The sequence below is a fragment of the Brevibacterium aurantiacum genome (genome assembly GCF_900169065.1).
GTDB classification, from domain to species: Bacteria; Actinomycetota; Actinomycetes; order Actinomycetales; family Brevibacteriaceae; genus Brevibacterium; species Brevibacterium aurantiacum.
On record NZ_FXZB01000029.1, the window covers coordinates 25542 to 40635 of the forward strand.

Below are 15094 nucleotides of genomic sequence, written 5' to 3' on the forward strand. Positions count from 1 at the left end.
CCCAGTAGACTAATGCGGTAATGACATCCCCTCCCTTCACTTCGAGGTGAACAACTCTCATGCCAGCAATCGTTGTCGTCGGCGCCCAATGGGGCGACGAAGGTAAAGGCAAAACGACCGATATCCTCGGCACCAGCGTCGACTACGTGGTCAAGCCCAATGGTGGTAACAACGCGGGTCACACGGTTGTCGTCGGCGGTGAGAAGTACGAACTCAAACTCCTGCCGGCAGGCATCCTCTCACCGAATGTCACCCCGGTCATCGGCAACGGCGTCGTCGTCAACCTCGAAGCCCTGTTCGAAGAGATCGAAGCCCTCGAATCCCGCGGGGCGGACACGTCAAAGCTGCGGATCTCGGCCAACGCCCACCTCGTCGCCCCCTACCACCAGACCCTGGACAAGGTGACCGAACGATTCCTGGGCAAGCGCGCCATCGGCACCACCGGCCGCGGCATCGGACCTGCGTACATGGACAAGATCGGACGCCTGGGCATCCGCGTCCAGGACATCTTCGATGAATCGATCCTGCGCCAGAAGATCGAAGGCTCCCTGCGTCAGAAGAACGAACTCCTCGTCAAGGTCTACAACCGTCGGGCCGTCGACGTCGAGGAGATCGTCGAATACTTCAAGCCCTTCATCGAACGACTGCGACCCTACGTCGCCGAGACCGAGCAGCTGCTCAATGACGCGCTTGACCGTGACGAGGTCATCGTCATGGAGGGCGGCCAGGCCACGATGCTCGACGTCGACCACGGCACCTACCCGTTCGTGACCTCCTCGAACCCGACTGCCGGCGGATCCTGCGTCGGCTCGGGCATCGGACCCACCCGCATCAACCGGGTCGTCGGAATCGTCAAGGCCTACACCACGCGTGTGGGTGCCGGACCGTTCCCCACCGAGCTCTTCGATGACATGGGGGAGTACCTGCAGAAGGCCGGCGGTGAGTTCGGAGTCAACACCGGACGCCCGCGCCGCTGCGGCTGGTACGACGCCGTCATCGCCCGCTACGCCGCACGCGTCAACGGCTTCACCGACTACGTGCTGACGAAGCTCGACGTGCTCACCGGCATCGAGTCCATCCCCGTGTGCGTGGCCTACGAGGTCGACGGAGTCCGCCAGGACGAGATGCCGATGTCGCAGACCGAGTTCCACCACGCCAAACCCATCTTCGAATACTTCGAAGGCTGGGCAGAGGACATCACCGGGGCCCGCACGTTCGAGGACCTGCCCGAGAACGCGCAGAAGTACGTGCTCGCACTCGAAGAGCGTTCGGGTTGCCGGATGTCGGTCATCGGCGTCGGTCCCGACCGCGAACAGTCGATCGTTCGGCACGACCTGCTGGACTGAGTTTCTGACGGGCCTCCAACGGCTTTGTCTCATCGGCGGTGATCTTCTTGGCGAAGGTCACCGCCGATGTGCTTTCAATGCTCAAAGTGCTGACGTAGATAGCGAATGGCTTCCTCGCTTCGGTGCGAGGCTCGGACCCCAGTGGGTAGTGCCGCGCTGATTCCATTCTTCGGAATCGGATCGGAGACTGGAACCTCGATGACTCCGTTATCCGGAGAGCGTGTTTCGCCAGGAAGTGCGTAGCGCAGAGAATACCGGTGGGGCGTCGAAGGTGGTGACTACACGTTCGACGTCGGTGCCTCGAGCAGGGATCTGCGCACCAGCGCGAAGGTGCAGGTCGACGGGGATGAGGTTCATCTGCCCATCGATCGGTACTCGACGATGGGGGATGCGCTCGCGAACCCCAAGTCGGGACCCGTCCTGCGCGAGCAGTTGGAGAGCCAGTCCGGAGCTGCCGATGAGCTCTCCGGCATCCTGCCCGACGGTGTCCCGATGGAGACTCTGCTCAACTCTCTGCCGCTGGGCCAGATGTCCATGATCGCCGGTGACGCGTTCACTCCGGGCATGCTCGACGACACCATCGAACTGGCGAACTCCGACCAGGAGTGAGGGCCTGCGAATAAGAGCGAGTCTAGAGGACTGAGCACTCAGAAAGCTCATCTCATTTTCGCAAGATCTGTTGAGGGACAGAAGGCGTGACTGGCAGCGTCAAAAACTATGTTCTTCAGCCCGTTCGCGAAGAAGCGAACACCCTTCCCGCCGTTCCTCCGACGGCGACCGCAAAGGCCCCTGGCTGCGCTGATGGTCCTGCCGCTCTTGGTCACGACCACTGCCTGTATGCCGGATATCGACCGCGGTGAGGGATATCCACCTCCACGAGTGACTGCGATTGCTGCTGGTTCGCCTGGCGGCGGTCTCGACCTCACCACTCGCATCACAAAGGACGGACTCGATGCTGCCGGCGTCGACACCTTCATGTCTATCGAGAACATGGGCGGAGGTGGTGGGAACCCCGCGCGAGCCGCTGTCCTGCAACGCGAGAACGACGGCACTTCAGTGGTCTTCGAATCCAATCGCATCTTCCTCTCCAACATCACTGGCACAACTGATATGTCCCTGGACGATTTCACTCCGATCGCCCAGCTCACCACCGACTACGAGGTGTGGCTGGTCAAGTCCGGATCCGAGTTCGACTCCGCAAAGACTGTTCTAGACCGCCTCAAAGACGATCCGGCTGCAGTGAACTTCGGAATTGGCACCGTCCCGAGTGACGACCAGCTCAATGTCCTCCGCCCCGCCAGTCAGTCCGGAGTCAAGGATCTCAACGACCTGAACCTGGTTGCCTTCTCCGATGGAGGCGACCTCAACAACGAACTCCTCGGCGGTCGCATCGACGTCGCCTCGACAGGAATGTCCGAAGCCGTGGAACTGGTCGAAAGCGGTGACGTTGAGATCATCGCTGTGTCTGCACCCAAGACCATGAAAGACGGTGCTGCAAAGGGTGTACCCACTTGGCACGACCTGGGTATGAACATCACCATCAACCATTGGCGCGGAGTCTTCGGCCCCGCGGACATGCCAGATGAGGCCGTTGACTGGTGGCAGGGAGCGCTGAAGGAGAGCGTCGAATCGGATGAGTTCGTCAAACAGTCCGAGGCGTTGGGTATCAACCCAGCTTATGTCCCCGGAGACAAATGGCTCGATACAATCATTCGTCCCGAAGAACAGGAATCCACGGAAGTGCTCAAGAAAGTGGGCCTGGTGAAATGAACTCGAAAGGCGCAGCCACCTCGGCGACACCGACTGAAGTGGGCGATGCTGGAACCACCAAGGCATCGAAGACGGTGGCTACCATCGTCCTCGCAGCCCTCGCGGTGTTCTACCTCGTCAACGCACTTCTATTGCCCAACGCCGAAACCGACGACGGCGTCGGGCCGAAGATGTTCCCCCTCGTCGTCGGCATCGTCCTGCTCTGCACCACGCTGCTGGGCATCGTGTCGATGCTGCGCGGGAAAGCCGACGTTCGCCCGGTCACCGGAAGTGAGCTCCTCCACGTCCTGTGGTGCATCGTCCTGTTTGCTCTGTTCACCGCCTCCATCTTCCTCATCGGGTTCGCCGAGGCGGCCGCGATCTTTTCCGTGCTCACGACGATGACTGTGTTCGGAGTCCGCTTAAGCCTGCGCAAGGCCGTGTGGGTGCTTTTCCTCGGATTGATCATCGGGATGATCCTGTTCCTCATCTTCGACGTTTGGCTGAATGTGCTCCTGCCTGTCGGCTGGCTGGAGTACCTGGTGTTCGGAGGTCTGGGACTGTGAACACCCTCAACGATCTGTTCGGAGCGCTCGGTTCCATCGCAACATCACCAATCCTGCTGCTTGTCATCCTCCTGGGGGTAGTCCTGGGAACCGTAGCCGGTCTGCTCCCCGGAGTCGGTCCTTCCACTTCGATCGCTCTGCTCCTGCCAGTGGCCATCACCTTGCCGGCCGAACTCTCACTGCCGCTGATGGTCTCGCTCTATCTGGGAGCCGAATACGGCGGGCGGATCTCGGCGATTCTGCTGAACATTCCCGGCGATCCGGGTGCGATCATGACGACTCTCGACGGCCACCCGATGGCACTCAAGGGCAAGGCCGCGACAGCCCTGTCGATCTCCGCGCTGGCCTCGTTCCTCGGAAGCATCCTGGCTTTCCTGGGTCTGGCGTTCCTTGCCGGACCGATGTCGCAGCTGGGGCTCGCTTTCGGTCCGGCTGTCTACTTCTCCGTCGTCGTCATGGCGCTCGTTCTCAGTGCGACTCTGGTCGGATCGGCACCGATGCTCGGGCTGACTGCTGTCGCCCTTGGCGTGGCGATGTCCACCATCGGCATCGAGCTCCAATCTGGCCTGCCGCGGTTCACCTTCGGATCGTCCACCCTGTTGGAGGGCATCGAACCGATCGTCGCGATCATCGGCGTCTTCGGTATCGGCGAGATTCTGGCCAGCACGACGATGAGCAAGGACTCCCGTGCCATCTCAAGCCTGACCGGTCGCTTCTTTCCGACCGGTGCCGAGCTCAAGCAGGGCACACTTCCCGGGCTGCGTGGTTCGATCATCGGCTTCATCGCCGGTGTGCTGCCGGGGGCGGGGGCAACGATCGCAGCGTTCTTCTCCTACGGTCTCGAGAAACGCCTCGCTCCGGCATCGGCGGGCATGGGCAAGGGCGCTGTCAGAGGATTGGTCGCGCCGGAGGCGGCGAACAACGCGGCGGTCTCCGGCTCCATGGTCCCTCTTCTGACACTGGGCATTCCCGGTTCAGGCACCACTGCGGTCTTGCTCGCCTACCTCATGATGTACGGGCTCAACCCGGGTCCGGGCTTCTTCGAGGCCAATCCTGTTCTTGGCTGGACGATCATTGGCGCACTGCTTGTCAGCGCAATCTTCGGAATGATCATCAACATTGGGGCCTCGCCTCTTCTGGCGAAGATCCTCGCCATCCCGATGCCATTCATGGCGCCGACGATCCTCATGCTCGCCCTCATCTCCTGCTACAGCATCCACAACTCAGTCACCGACGTCTACATTGCACTGGCCTTCGGTGCACTGGGCTACGTCATGCGCCTGGTGGGAATGTCGCCGGCGCTACTGGTCATCGGCATCGTCCTGGGTGAGATGCTCGAACGCAATCTGCAGCAGGCACTCGGCCTGACCGGCGGTGACTTCTGGGCGATGATCTCCCAACCGCTCGTTCTGCTGTTCCTCGGCATCGCAGTGTTGGCTCTGCTGACCGCACTGCCGTGGAAGCAGATGGTGGGTAAGCGGCTGCAAGGGAAGTCGAAGAGCGATGCCGACGACGAGTCGGTGACCCGATAGGCTCGCATCAGTTGAGCATACGGAGAGCTTGACCGACGCCGACGATTCCAGGAAAGGACCGCTCATGTCGCACAATCCGCGATTGACCGAAGCCGCCTACCAAGGCCCTGCGCTCGAGGCGGACCGTGACTACTACGGTCCCATCGGCCAGCAGGTCGAAGACCGTCGCGTAGTCGAGGAGTTCACCATCCCGATCCGTTCAGGTCAGGCCTGGGAGGTGCCAGCCGGCCACGTCTGCCGGATCTCGACCGTCGAGGGACCGCAGGTCGGTGACCTCAACCTGTGGAACCGACATGATCCCAGGGAACGGTTCTGGGCCTCGAGGACCCGTCAGCTGCAGGCCGCGCACGTCTCGACGTTCGACCGACTGTGGTCGACGCTGCCGTTCCTGCGCCCGATGGCGACGATCGTCGGTGACACCCTGGCCGATTACGGCACTGACGCCGAGGGCGGTCGACTTCATGACACTTTGGGTACGCGTTGCGATCCCTACGTCAACACGATGCTCAACGGCGTCGACTTCGACTACCACTGCCACTCGAACCTGGTGCGTGCGATCTTGCCGTACGGTCTGACGGAGTTCGACGTTCACGATGTGCTCAACGTCTTTCAGTGCACCGGCCTGAACGACAACGACGAATACTTCATGAAGACATGCCCGGCGACGCCCGGGGATTACTTCGAGTTCTTCGCCGAGCAGGACCTGCTGGCAGCACTCTCTGCCTGCCCGGGTGGAGATCTCTCCGCTCCGATGTTCGGCGAGGGCAACGAGGACCCGGTCGAGAACTGTCACCCGCTCAAGGTCACGGTCTATGCGCTGCCGGAGAACCTCCTCGGCGATTGGAGCGAACCCGAGTCGCCGAACTACCGCGGCCAGCACGGACTGAAGCCACAGACCTGGGCGTGACCTTCAGCGCTCTGGCAGGATTTTAGGCGCTCTGGGTGTCGGCGAAATGCCGGCCTCCGCCGCTGAACCAGCGCAGGAGTGCCGCGCAGAGAGCGAGAAGGGCCACGAAACCGCCGTACCAGCACGCGGTTGCGAAGAGTCCGATGGCGGGGACGAGGACCCCGGCGATGACGACGGGAAGGCCGAAGGCGAGGTAGCAGACGACGAAGACTGCAGCCATCACCTCGGCGTTGGCCTCCGGCTTCACGACTGCCTGGATGGTCTTCAGCGCACCCGGGAAGGCGGTGCCGAACCCGGTTCCGGTGATGATGACGGCGAGGCAGTACAGTTCGGGCGAAGTGAGAGTCAGAGCCACCAGAGTCAGAGTGCTGCCGACGGCGAGTGAGATCGTGCCGTAGAGGGTGACGGTGCGCGCGGATCGATTGCGCATGAAGAATCCGGCCAGTCCTCCGGCCCCGGCTAGCATCGTGACGATGAGACCGCTGACCAGGTGGGAACTCGAATGGAACTCGCTGGTGATGATGTTGGCACCGAGCGAGAGGTACAGGCCTCCCGTGGCCCAGCCGGCGATGAAGGCCGGCACAGCGAACAGGAACGCCTTGCGGACCTCCCGGGGCAGAGCCGCGCGCGGCAGCAACGATGCCCACGCGCCTCGGCGTCGGGCCGAGGTCTCCGGCAGGATCCAAATGATGCCAGCCAGCAGCAGATACGTTGCTACGAGAGTTCCGAAGACCACTGCGGCTCCGTTGCCGTCGACGAATACAGCGAGAGTCGCTCCCGCGAAGAGTCCGCCGATGGCCAATCCCGCCATTGCCGAGATTGCATTCCACGAAGAGGCCGAGCCCGGTTTGTGCGGCAGTTCCAAATCGACGACCGTGGCCGACAGTGTCGACAGCAGGATTCCGCTGGCGATGCCTTGCACCACTCGGGAAAGAATTAGTGTCGCGGCGCTGTCGGCATGCCAGAACAGAAACATGCTGATGGCGAGTACGACGAACGCCGCGCAGATGACGGGGCGGCGTCCGATGTGGTCGGAGAGGGCACCGGCAGTCAGCAGCGCTGCCAGCAATGCCACGGCATAGGCGGCGAAGACCACCGTGATCATCACCGGGGCGAAGCCGAAATCGGCCTGGATGACGGGGTAGAACGGCGACGGAGCGCTCGCTCCGGCCATCATCGCCGAGGTGGCTATCAGGACCAGGCGCAGACGCCAGCGCTCGCGCGACCACCAGACATAGGTGGGTGCCGGCTGAACTGCGGGAGCAGGAGCTTCTTCCATAGTGTTCGAAACTTTTGGAACCATTCTTGGAGGCTATACGACATTCTCAAACAGTTCAACTATTATCGAACTATGGTTGCCAATGAGAAACTGCCGCATCCCGATCGTGAGGACATCGAACTGACGTCTGTGCTATTCGCGCTGAGCGACGAGGCCAGACTGGCTCTGGTCCAGCAGCTGCGATCCGGGCCGCTGGACATGGTTGACTGCTCGGCTCTTGGTCCGGATGTGCCGAAGTCGACGCGCTCGCATCAGGTCAAGGTGCTGCGCGAAGCCGGCGTCATCATCAGCGAACTGCACGGCCGGAACCGTCGCCTGACGTTGCGCCGAGACGATATCGATGCTCGTTTCCCGGGCCTGCTGGAGTCAGTACTGCAGGCGGAGTCTGCGTTGCAGGAGTGAGGCCGACACAGCCCCCAATGGAGGTGGACACATGACTCATGCATCGCTTCTCAGCCGTTATGCGAAACGGCTCGTGCTCAGTGATTCCGTCCCCGAGCTTCGCCGACGCGCGCAGGGATCGTATGCGCAGATTGTCGACCTACTCGACGAAATCCTGGTCGCGCACACGCACGCGATCTGCTTTGAGAATCTCGATGTCACCGCCTTTCGCGCCAGGGGTGACCTCAAGGCCGTCGCGATCGACGTCGACGGAGCCGCGGACAAACTGCTCACCGACGGCCGGGGCGGATACTGCCACGAACATGCCGCACTCATCCGCGGGGTCGTCACCGAATTGGGGCTGAGCGCACATCCGATTCTGGCTCGGGTCCACCTCGGCGATGGGCAGACTGCCCCGGGAGCACTGACTCACCAGGCGACCATCGTCGACCTCGACGGCCGTCGTCTTCTCATCGATCCAGGCTTCGGCGGGGGCACACCGGAAGCCGCGCTCGAACTCTCCGAATCTGCTGCCGCGAGAATGACGCCTCACGGCGAGCACCGATTGGTCCCCGTGAGGACTGCTCTCACGCCGCAGCTGCGGGCTGACAGCGACTGGGTGCTCCAATCACGAACCCGTGATGACCAGGAATTTCGCACCGTCTACGCCTTCAGTGAGGTCCCTCGTCAGCAGATGGATCTCGAGCTGGCGAACTGGTTCACCTCGACGAAGCCCGGGTCACGCTTCACCGGTCCGCCCATTCTCGCCCTGCCGCTTCCCGACGGCGGCCGGGTCACTTTGGAGGGGCGCCGACTGCGGCGCATGATCGGCGGTGTGCGACCCGACCGACACGAACGGACCCTGTCTGATGCCACGGAATTCGCCGAGGTGCTGTCGACTGAATTCGGACTCGACCTCGACAGGGAATTCACTGACCTGGTGTGGAGCGCGACCGCTGAGGGGTGAAGTGCCCGGTCTGAGGATCTGCGGGCAGACCTGAACAGCGGCCGGTGGACCAGGCCCGTGTCAGACCCCGGGTCTACACTGCTGTCATGTCCGCGGCGACTCGGGATGACCTCATTCGCAGGCCACACCCGCGCCTGAGCCCCTTCGTGGGTGACTATGTCGCCTACGACGTTTCGGGCGTCCCGGCCGGGACACATCTCGGGCTGCCATCGGGCACCCTGACGTTCATCGTCTCCATCGACGAACCGCTGCACCAATACGACGCGGCAACCGAAAGCACCGAGTCCTTCGACGTACTGCTCGCAGGCCTGCATCTGCGGCCCACCCTCATCAGGCACAACGGTGCAATGGCCGGAATCCAGATCAACTTCACCCCCTTCGCTCCTCGCATCCTCTTCGACACCCCTGCCGTCGACCTCGCTCACCGCACGCACGACCTTGCCGAGATCTCACGCCCCATCGCCGCCGAGCTGCACGAACGCGTCAACGAAGCCACGACCTGGTCTGCCCGCTTCGACGCCATCGACGAGGTCCTCGTGCGCGCCGTCCACGAAGGCACCCAGCCTCGGCCCGAGGTGGTCAGCTCCTGGAAGCAGATCGCCCGCAGTCACGGCGGGCTGCCCGTCTCACTTGTGGCGAATCGGATCGGTTGGAGCAGACGCCACCTCAACGGAGTGTTCCGTGCAGAATTCGGCATCGGACCCAAGGAAGCGGCGCGGGTCATGCGATTCGATCGGGCGAGACGAATGATCTCGGCGCAGTCTCGAACGTTGGCAGATATCGCCGCGACCTGCGGTTATGCCGACCAATCCCATCTCAACCGCGACTTCCGACTGCTCACAGGGACCAGCCCGTCCCTGTGGCTGACCCAGGACCCCGTGGTGCGGCAGGACCGAGATCGCTGGTCGCTGGATCGGTAAGCGCCGCCTCGGCGAGCGTCGGTGCAGCTGCACCCTTTGTCTCCGCGGCCCGCGCAGTTCCCAAATGTCCAAGCCGCCGAGGTGGCGCCGGGGCCACGATGGTGTGGACCGATACGACGAGGAAAGGACACATCATGTCAACGACCACCGGAACCAATGTCTGGCCGACATTTCGCTACCGAGATGCAAAGGCCGCGATCGCGTTCCTACAGGACGCCTTCGGCTTCGAAGTCGCCGCCGAATACACGAACGCCGATGATCCCGAGCGAGTCGACCACGCCGAACTGCGTTGGCCAGAAAGAGGGGGAGTCATGCTCGGTTCGGTCCGCGATGACGGCGGTGTCATGACGAAGACCGGAGTCGCAGCCGGCTCGGTCTACATCGCCACGGGCCGGGTTGAGGAGCTCTATCATCGCGCGATCGCAGCCGGTGCCACGAAGGTCATGGGGCTGACCGAACAGGACTACGGATCCAAGGACTTCAGCGTCACCGACCCCGAAGGTGTGCTGTGGAGCTTCGGGACGTATCGGGGTGCGGGCGCAGATCAGGAGTGATGCCCGAGCACTGCGTCGGCCGCTACGTAGAGAGTCTGCGTCTCCAGCTGCGCGAGTGAGTCCTCGGCAGGCAGAGCCCGTTCGAGGGCGATGCCATCGAGGACGGTGCACAGGAAGCGCGCAAAGCGTGGGATGTCGCCTCGGTTGGGGATCCCGCCCTCATCGGCGAGCACGCGCAGCCAATCCTCTGTTCTGCGTTGCCCATCACGCTGAATAGCGAGGTACGTTTCGCGGACCTGTTCGTTCTGGTCCGCGACGATGAAAGCAGTGCTGACCGCCGTCATCGCCTCGCGTGCTTCAGATCCGGCTCTGGCTGTAGCCAGCACTTGACGAAGGCATTCGACCAGCCGATCCCGGGCAGGAAGTGTGGAGTTGTGGATGTCGGTGTCGGGCAGCATCCAGTCATAGGCGCGCCGCATGACTTCGTCCCGCAGTGCCTGCTGGGTGGGGAAGTGGTGGCGCAGCGACCCTGTACTCACCCCTACTCGCGCAGCGATCGCCCGTACGCTCAGCTTCGCCGTTATGCCGTCTTCGGCGATGATGTCTGCGGCTGCGGCGAGTATTCGCTCACGGGTGTTCGAGTACTCACGTTTACTCATTCACATACCGGCTTCTTCTCTGCGATTCATCCGACCAACACACTGTGTTAGTGTACAGGTGTTTCTACCAACACGCCGTGTTGGTCCTGTGTCGAGTGCCAGGGAGGGCCCCAGATGTTTCAGCAATGGCGCAGGCGGCGAGCGGTCAGACGAATCGAGCCCGGTGATGGGAGGCTCGTGCAGAGATTCCGTTGGTGGCAGCTGCTGGGCAGGTCACTGTTCCACCTGGACATCGCCGATTCGACTGGTCGCTGCAGTGAATACTCAGTGGACGTGCGGCAGTGGAAGACGGACGAGAACGGCTACGTGAAGGTGTTTCTCTATCGCAATGGCCTCCAGCACGCAGTATCCCGGGCCCCCGCAGTCTTCCCGGTCGAGGGCGGAGCGATTGAAGTTGCCGCCAGCAATTTCGGATTGAAGCGCTGCCATTTCGTGTCCGATGCCGGAATTGAACGGCAAATGCGCCCCGATGTTCATTCCGCGGAAGGCCGCCGAGCCCGTCTCGACGAGCGCCGGCCACAACTGAGCCGGCTGATCGGAATAGTCTCAATAGTTGCGCTGCTGGTGGGCGTCTGCCTGCTGCTGCAGCAGATCGCCGTGCCGATCTTGAGAATTCCGCCGATTGCTGAACAGATCGGGCCCGTCGAGCCGTTGATCCACCTTCCCCTATGGCTGTCGATCGGTCTGGGTCTCGTTGCCGCGCTCGCCAGCACGGAAAGAGCACTGCGCATGCGCTATCGGTGGTGGCTCGACGCGGCTGGAAACTGATCCTGCACGTGCTTTCTCACCTGCGGGTCATGCTGGACTACACGCGTCTCGCGCTGACGCCCTCTGCCCAGCGATAAGGCTGAGTCGCAAGAAGCGCGCCGATCGAGCGGCGGAGGCGGGAGACTTCTGCACGCACCGTGACCAGATGCTCGGCATCGCCGTAGAGCGTGCGACTGAGATCGGCAGCGCTGATTCCAGAAGGCCCCGCAGAAGTGATCGCGGCGAGGATCTGCGCACGCCGTGGCGTGAGCGGAACGGTGAGCGGATCACCGCCGGAGTTGATCTCGAGCACCGCGGGTTGGCTTGTCTGTCGCAGCGTGACCGAGACTTGTGCATCGTCGACAGTGTCTGCTGGTCTCAGCAGCCAGCCGCCGGTGATCTTCTCCGGCAGGCACAGTCCAGCGCCGGGGATGAGGATCGTGCGGTCAGGTGCCGGCACTTCGATCCGATCGCGGCTGCGCACACCCTGCTGATAGGCGACCCATCCATCGTCGTCGACGACCAGCGCAGGACCGTGACTGCCGCTGAGGACTGTCGACATGCGATTGCGCAGGCTGCTCAGCTGCTCCTGCTGGATGAGCGAGAGCCTCGCCTGCGCCAGATGGACGGCAGTTGTGACCAGAGACTGCACGGCAGGATGGAGGGTGAGTGCTGGCCCGCTGATGTCGACGACGCCGAGCAGGCTGCCATCGATGGGATCGTGGATGGGAACCGCACTGCAATACCAGGGATGCTGCGACGTTTCGAAGTGCTCCGCGGAGAACAGCTGGACCGCGGCCTCCTCGGCCAGAGCAGTGCCGATGGCATTCGTGCCCACCCTGGACTCGGACCAGTGGGCGCCCTCGACGAATCCCAGCGAATCCGCCTGACGTCTGGCTGCGGTGGCGCCATCTCGCCACAGGATCACGCCCTCAGCATCGGCGACGACAAGGATGAAGCTGCCTGCATCTGGCATCCTCAGCAACACGGATTTCAGCTCCTCGACGATGAGGCGCAGCTTCGAACGGTGCCTTCGGGATTCCACATCCGCCTCGGCGGCGAAGATTCTGCGATTACTGCCCGCTGGGTCGAGGCCCAAGCGCAGCATTCGATCCCACGAGCGCGCAACGAGCGCTCGCGGCTGCTCCGGCGGCGATGCGCCGGTGATCACGGCATCGTGAATGCGTGTCAGATCTCTGGCGAGATGCGCCAGATCCGGCTGAGGCATATGACGAGTATAGGTGCGGTCGTCGGCACTGACCATGCAACTCGATGCAACTCTTCCGCGGCTGTTCTTGGCGGGATAGCTTGAGGACACACAGCTCAACGAAGAGGAGTGACATGACAACGACAATTGATCGCACGCAGCTCACCGCCGATGACATCGCGACCGAATGGCTCAACGAGTTCGAGTCCGCACTGCGGGCGCGTGACGTCGAAGCCGCAGTGGGACTGTTCGCCACTGCCAGCTACTGGAGGGATCTCGTGTCTTTCACGTGGAACCTCAATACGGTAGAGAACCATGACGGGGTCAGGGACCTGCTGACCGTGAACGCGGACCGGGTCGCACCATCAGATTTCGAGCTCAGCGATCCCGCCACCACCGCCGACGGAGTCGCCGAAGCTTGGTTCACCTTCGCCACCTCTGTCGGCCGCGGCAAGGGTCTGGTTCGGCTCAGCGACGAGGACGGGGCCAAGGCATGGACCATGCTCACCTCGTTGCAGGAACTGACAGGCTATGAAGAGCCTCGCGGAGACCGACGAGTCAAGGGGGCCGAGCATGGCGTCGATCCTGAGCGGAAGAGCTGGTCGGAGAAACTCGCGGAGGAGGACGCAGCCTGGGGAGACACCGCACAGCCGTACACTCTCGTCGTCGGCGGGGGACAGGGCGGCATTGCGCTCGGCGCTCGCCTGCGTCAGATGGGAGTCCCGGCGCTCGTCATCGACCGGTGGGAGAGGCCGGGAGACCAGTGGCGTTCACGGTACAAGTCACTGTGCCTGCACGACCCGGTCTGGTACGACCACCTGCCCTACCTCAAGTTCCCCGACAACTGGCCGGTTTTCGCACCCAAAGACAAGATCGCCGATTGGTTGGAGTTCTACACCAAGGTGATGGAGATTCCGTACTGGTCTTCGACAGCAGCCACCTCGGCGAGGTACGACGAAGAATCGCAGCAGTGGACGGTCGAGGTCGAGCGCAATGGTGAGAAGGTCACTCTGCACCCGACACAGCTCGTCATGGCCACGGGCATGTCCGGCAAGCCGAATGTCCCAACGTTCCGCGGTGCCGATATCTTCAAGGGCGAGCAACAGCACTCTTCGGAACACCGTGGACCAGACGCCTACACCGGTAAGAACGTCGTCGTCATCGGCAGCAACAACTCCGCCTTCGACATCTGCGGAGCGCTCTACGAACACGGTGCCGATGTCACGATGGTGCAGCGCTCGAGCACGCACATCGTCAAAAGCGACTCCCTCATGGAGATCGGGCTCGGCGACCTCTACTCGGAGAAGGCGCTGGCCAACGGCGTGACGACCGAGAAGGCCGACCTCATCTTCGCCTCCTTGCCGTATCGGATCATGCACGAATTCCAGATTCCGCTCTACGACCAGATGAAGGAACGCGACAAGGACTTCTACCAGCGCATGGAAGACGCCGGTTTCGATCTCGACTTCGGCGACGACGAGTCCGGGCTCTTCCTCAAATACCTGCGCCGCGGCTCGGGCTACTACATCGACGTCGGCTCGGCAGAACTCGTCGCCGACGGCAAGGTGAAGCTAGCCAAGGGAGACGTCGATCATCTGACCGAGGGCTCGGTGGTGCTTGCCGATGGGACCGAGCTGCCTGCCGACCTTGTCGTCTACGCCACCGGATACGGCTCGATGAATGGCTGGGTGGCCGATCTCGTGGATCAGGAGACTGCGGACAAGGTGGGCAAATGCTGGGGCCTCGGCTCCGATACCACCAAGGACCCTGGCCCGTGGGAGGGTGAGGAGCGGAACATGTGGAAACCCACTCAGCAGGAGAACCTCTGGTTTATGGGCGGCAACCTCCACCAGTCACGGCACTACTCGCTGTACTTGGGGCTCCAGCTCAAGGCGCGCTATGAGGGGTTGGATACCCCGGTGTACGGGTTGCAGGATGTGCACCACCTGAGCTGACCTCGTTGTGTGCCTGCCTAAAGTGGTCGAAATGGGCTGATTCCGATTGTCCGAATCAGCCCATTTCGACCACCTAAGAAGTTCTGCCCTGTCGTGACATTTCAACTCGGGGGCTGAGAGTGCTGCTGATGGCCGAGAGCGCTGCTGATGGCTGGCTCGAGATGCGAGATCGCGAGCCGTCTCATTTTGGACTGCCTCAATGCGAATCATGTCAAGCCCAGAAGGCGGCGGATCTTGGCCTGGAGCAGGCGATAATCGGGCTCATCGTAAATAAGAGTGTAGAACCGGTCTGAAACCACCGGACTCAAGTAGGCACCTCGCGATGTAATGAGTCAGGTTACGAAACCCGAGTGCCGATCCTCGAAGGTGCTCGAGCCGACCATTG

At 62.4% G+C, this 15094-nt stretch carries 15 protein-coding genes; 12 read left to right on the top strand and 3 right to left on the bottom strand.

The window, feature by feature from the left end:
* Window positions 1–59 precede the first annotated feature (59 nt).
* The 6 genes from BAUR9175_RS16700 to BAUR9175_RS16725 all read left to right on the top strand — a co-directional run bounded on the left by BAUR9175_RS16700 (window position 60) and on the right by BAUR9175_RS16725 (window position 6100).
* Window positions 60–1346, top strand: a complete 1287-nt coding sequence (locus BAUR9175_RS16700; protein WP_101584602.1) for an adenylosuccinate synthase — start codon at window positions 60–62, stop codon at window positions 1344–1346.
* A gap of 330 nt (window positions 1347–1676) precedes the next feature.
* Complete coding sequence (locus BAUR9175_RS16705; RefSeq protein ID WP_009884334.1) at window positions 1677–1955, top strand: hypothetical protein; 279 nt, start codon at window positions 1677–1679, stop codon at window positions 1953–1955.
* A gap of 228 nt (window positions 1956–2183) precedes the next feature.
* Window positions 2184–3116 (top strand): Bug family tripartite tricarboxylate transporter substrate binding protein, encoded by a 933-nt coding sequence (locus tag BAUR9175_RS16710; RefSeq protein ID WP_164513787.1) that lies wholly within the window; start codon window positions 2184–2186, stop codon window positions 3114–3116.
* Window positions 3113–3661: a tripartite tricarboxylate transporter TctB family protein gene (locus BAUR9175_RS16715; protein WP_009884336.1), complete on the top strand. Its 549-nt coding sequence runs from the start codon at window positions 3113–3115 to the stop codon at window positions 3659–3661. Before BAUR9175_RS16710 ends, BAUR9175_RS16715 begins: the two co-directional genes overlap by 4 nt.
* Window positions 3658–5193: a tripartite tricarboxylate transporter permease gene (locus tag BAUR9175_RS16720; RefSeq protein WP_180959268.1), complete on the top strand. Its 1536-nt coding sequence runs from the start codon at window positions 3658–3660 to the stop codon at window positions 5191–5193. Before BAUR9175_RS16715 ends, BAUR9175_RS16720 begins: the two co-directional genes overlap by 4 nt.
* Window positions 5194–5257: 64 nt before the next feature.
* Window positions 5258–6100 (top strand): urea carboxylase-associated family protein, encoded by an 843-nt coding sequence (locus BAUR9175_RS16725; RefSeq protein ID WP_069599462.1) that lies wholly within the window; start codon window positions 5258–5260, stop codon window positions 6098–6100.
* A gap of 22 nt (window positions 6101–6122) precedes the next feature.
* Here the strand turns inward: BAUR9175_RS16725 and BAUR9175_RS16730 are convergent, their stop codons facing one another.
* Window positions 6123–7403 (bottom strand): MFS transporter, encoded by a 1281-nt coding sequence (locus BAUR9175_RS16730; protein WP_240513810.1) that lies wholly within the window; start codon window positions 7401–7403, stop codon window positions 6123–6125.
* 48 nt (window positions 7404–7451) lie between these two features.
* On the opposite strand from BAUR9175_RS16730, the gene BAUR9175_RS16735 reads away from it, so the two are divergent.
* The 4 genes from BAUR9175_RS16735 to BAUR9175_RS16750 all read left to right on the top strand — a co-directional run bounded on the left by BAUR9175_RS16735 (window position 7452) and on the right by BAUR9175_RS16750 (window position 10201).
* Window positions 7452–7781: an ArsR/SmtB family transcription factor gene (locus BAUR9175_RS16735; protein WP_096168239.1), complete on the top strand. Its 330-nt coding sequence runs from the start codon at window positions 7452–7454 to the stop codon at window positions 7779–7781.
* Between the two features lie 31 nt (window positions 7782–7812).
* Entirely contained in the window at window positions 7813–8727 is a 915-nt protein-coding gene (locus BAUR9175_RS16740) for an arylamine N-acetyltransferase family protein (RefSeq protein WP_180959269.1), read from the top strand.
* 86 nt (window positions 8728–8813) lie between these two features.
* Window positions 8814–9647 (top strand): helix-turn-helix transcriptional regulator, encoded by an 834-nt coding sequence (locus tag BAUR9175_RS16745; protein WP_035279277.1) that lies wholly within the window; start codon window positions 8814–8816, stop codon window positions 9645–9647.
* Window positions 9648–9781: 134 nt separating this feature from the next.
* Window positions 9782–10201 carry a VOC family protein gene (locus tag BAUR9175_RS16750; protein WP_009884344.1) on the top strand — a complete coding sequence of 140 codons (420 nt, stop codon included), beginning with the start codon at window positions 9782–9784 and terminating at the stop codon, window positions 10199–10201.
* Here the strand turns inward: BAUR9175_RS16750 and BAUR9175_RS16755 are convergent.
* Window positions 10192–10800 (bottom strand): TetR/AcrR family transcriptional regulator, encoded by a 609-nt coding sequence (locus BAUR9175_RS16755; protein WP_092104047.1) that lies wholly within the window; start codon window positions 10798–10800, stop codon window positions 10192–10194. The genes BAUR9175_RS16750 and BAUR9175_RS16755 overlap by 10 nt on opposite strands.
* Window positions 10801–10914: 114 nt before the next feature.
* Here BAUR9175_RS16755 and BAUR9175_RS16760 point away from each other — a divergent pair, with 114 nt between their 5' ends.
* Entirely contained in the window at window positions 10915–11568 is a 654-nt protein-coding gene (locus BAUR9175_RS16760; protein WP_096147047.1) for a hypothetical protein, read from the top strand.
* Between the two features lie 37 nt (window positions 11569–11605).
* Here the strand turns inward: BAUR9175_RS16760 and BAUR9175_RS16765 are convergent, their stop codons facing one another.
* Window positions 11606–12775, bottom strand: coding sequence for a GAF domain-containing protein (locus tag BAUR9175_RS16765; RefSeq protein WP_029417461.1), 1170 nt, complete (start codon window positions 12773–12775; stop codon window positions 11606–11608).
* Window positions 12776–12888: 113 nt separating this feature from the next.
* On the opposite strand from BAUR9175_RS16765, the gene BAUR9175_RS16770 reads away from it, so the two are divergent.
* Window positions 12889–14709, top strand: coding sequence for a flavin-containing monooxygenase (locus tag BAUR9175_RS16770; protein WP_101584609.1), 1821 nt, complete (start codon window positions 12889–12891; stop codon window positions 14707–14709).
* Window positions 14710–15094: the final 385 nt, after the last annotated feature.

Excerpts from the sequence above, each read along its gene's own strand:
- BAUR9175_RS16710 (WP_164513787.1), top strand. The coding sequence starts at position 2,184 with ATGCCGGATATCGACCGCGGTGAGGGATATCCACCTCCACGAGTGACT.
- BAUR9175_RS16745 (WP_035279277.1), top strand. The coding sequence starts at position 8,814 with ATGTCCGCGGCGACTCGGGATGACCTCATTCGCAGGCCACACCCGCGC.
- BAUR9175_RS16750 (WP_009884344.1), top strand. The coding sequence starts at position 9,782 with ATGTCAACGACCACCGGAACCAATGTCTGGCCGACATTTCGCTACCGA.
- BAUR9175_RS16715 (WP_009884336.1), top strand. The coding sequence starts at position 3,113 with ATGAACTCGAAAGGCGCAGCCACCTCGGCGACACCGACTGAAGTGGGC.
- BAUR9175_RS16700 (WP_101584602.1), top strand. The coding sequence starts at position 60 with ATGCCAGCAATCGTTGTCGTCGGCGCCCAATGGGGCGACGAAGGTAAA.
- BAUR9175_RS16735 (WP_096168239.1), top strand. The coding sequence starts at position 7,452 with ATGGTTGCCAATGAGAAACTGCCGCATCCCGATCGTGAGGACATCGAA.
- BAUR9175_RS16730 (WP_240513810.1), bottom strand. The coding sequence starts at position 7,403 with ATGGTTCCAAAAGTTTCGAACACTATGGAAGAAGCTCCTGCTCCCGCA.
- BAUR9175_RS16740 (WP_180959269.1), top strand. The coding sequence starts at position 7,813 with ATGACTCATGCATCGCTTCTCAGCCGTTATGCGAAACGGCTCGTGCTC.
- BAUR9175_RS16765 (WP_029417461.1), bottom strand. The coding sequence starts at position 12,775 with ATGCCTCAGCCGGATCTGGCGCATCTCGCCAGAGATCTGACACGCATT.
- BAUR9175_RS16725 (WP_069599462.1), top strand. The coding sequence starts at position 5,258 with ATGTCGCACAATCCGCGATTGACCGAAGCCGCCTACCAAGGCCCTGCG.
- BAUR9175_RS16770 (WP_101584609.1), top strand. The coding sequence starts at position 12,889 with ATGACAACGACAATTGATCGCACGCAGCTCACCGCCGATGACATCGCG.
- BAUR9175_RS16760 (WP_096147047.1), top strand. The coding sequence starts at position 10,915 with ATGTTTCAGCAATGGCGCAGGCGGCGAGCGGTCAGACGAATCGAGCCC.
- BAUR9175_RS16755 (WP_092104047.1), bottom strand. The coding sequence starts at position 10,800 with ATGAGTAAACGTGAGTACTCGAACACCCGTGAGCGAATACTCGCCGCA.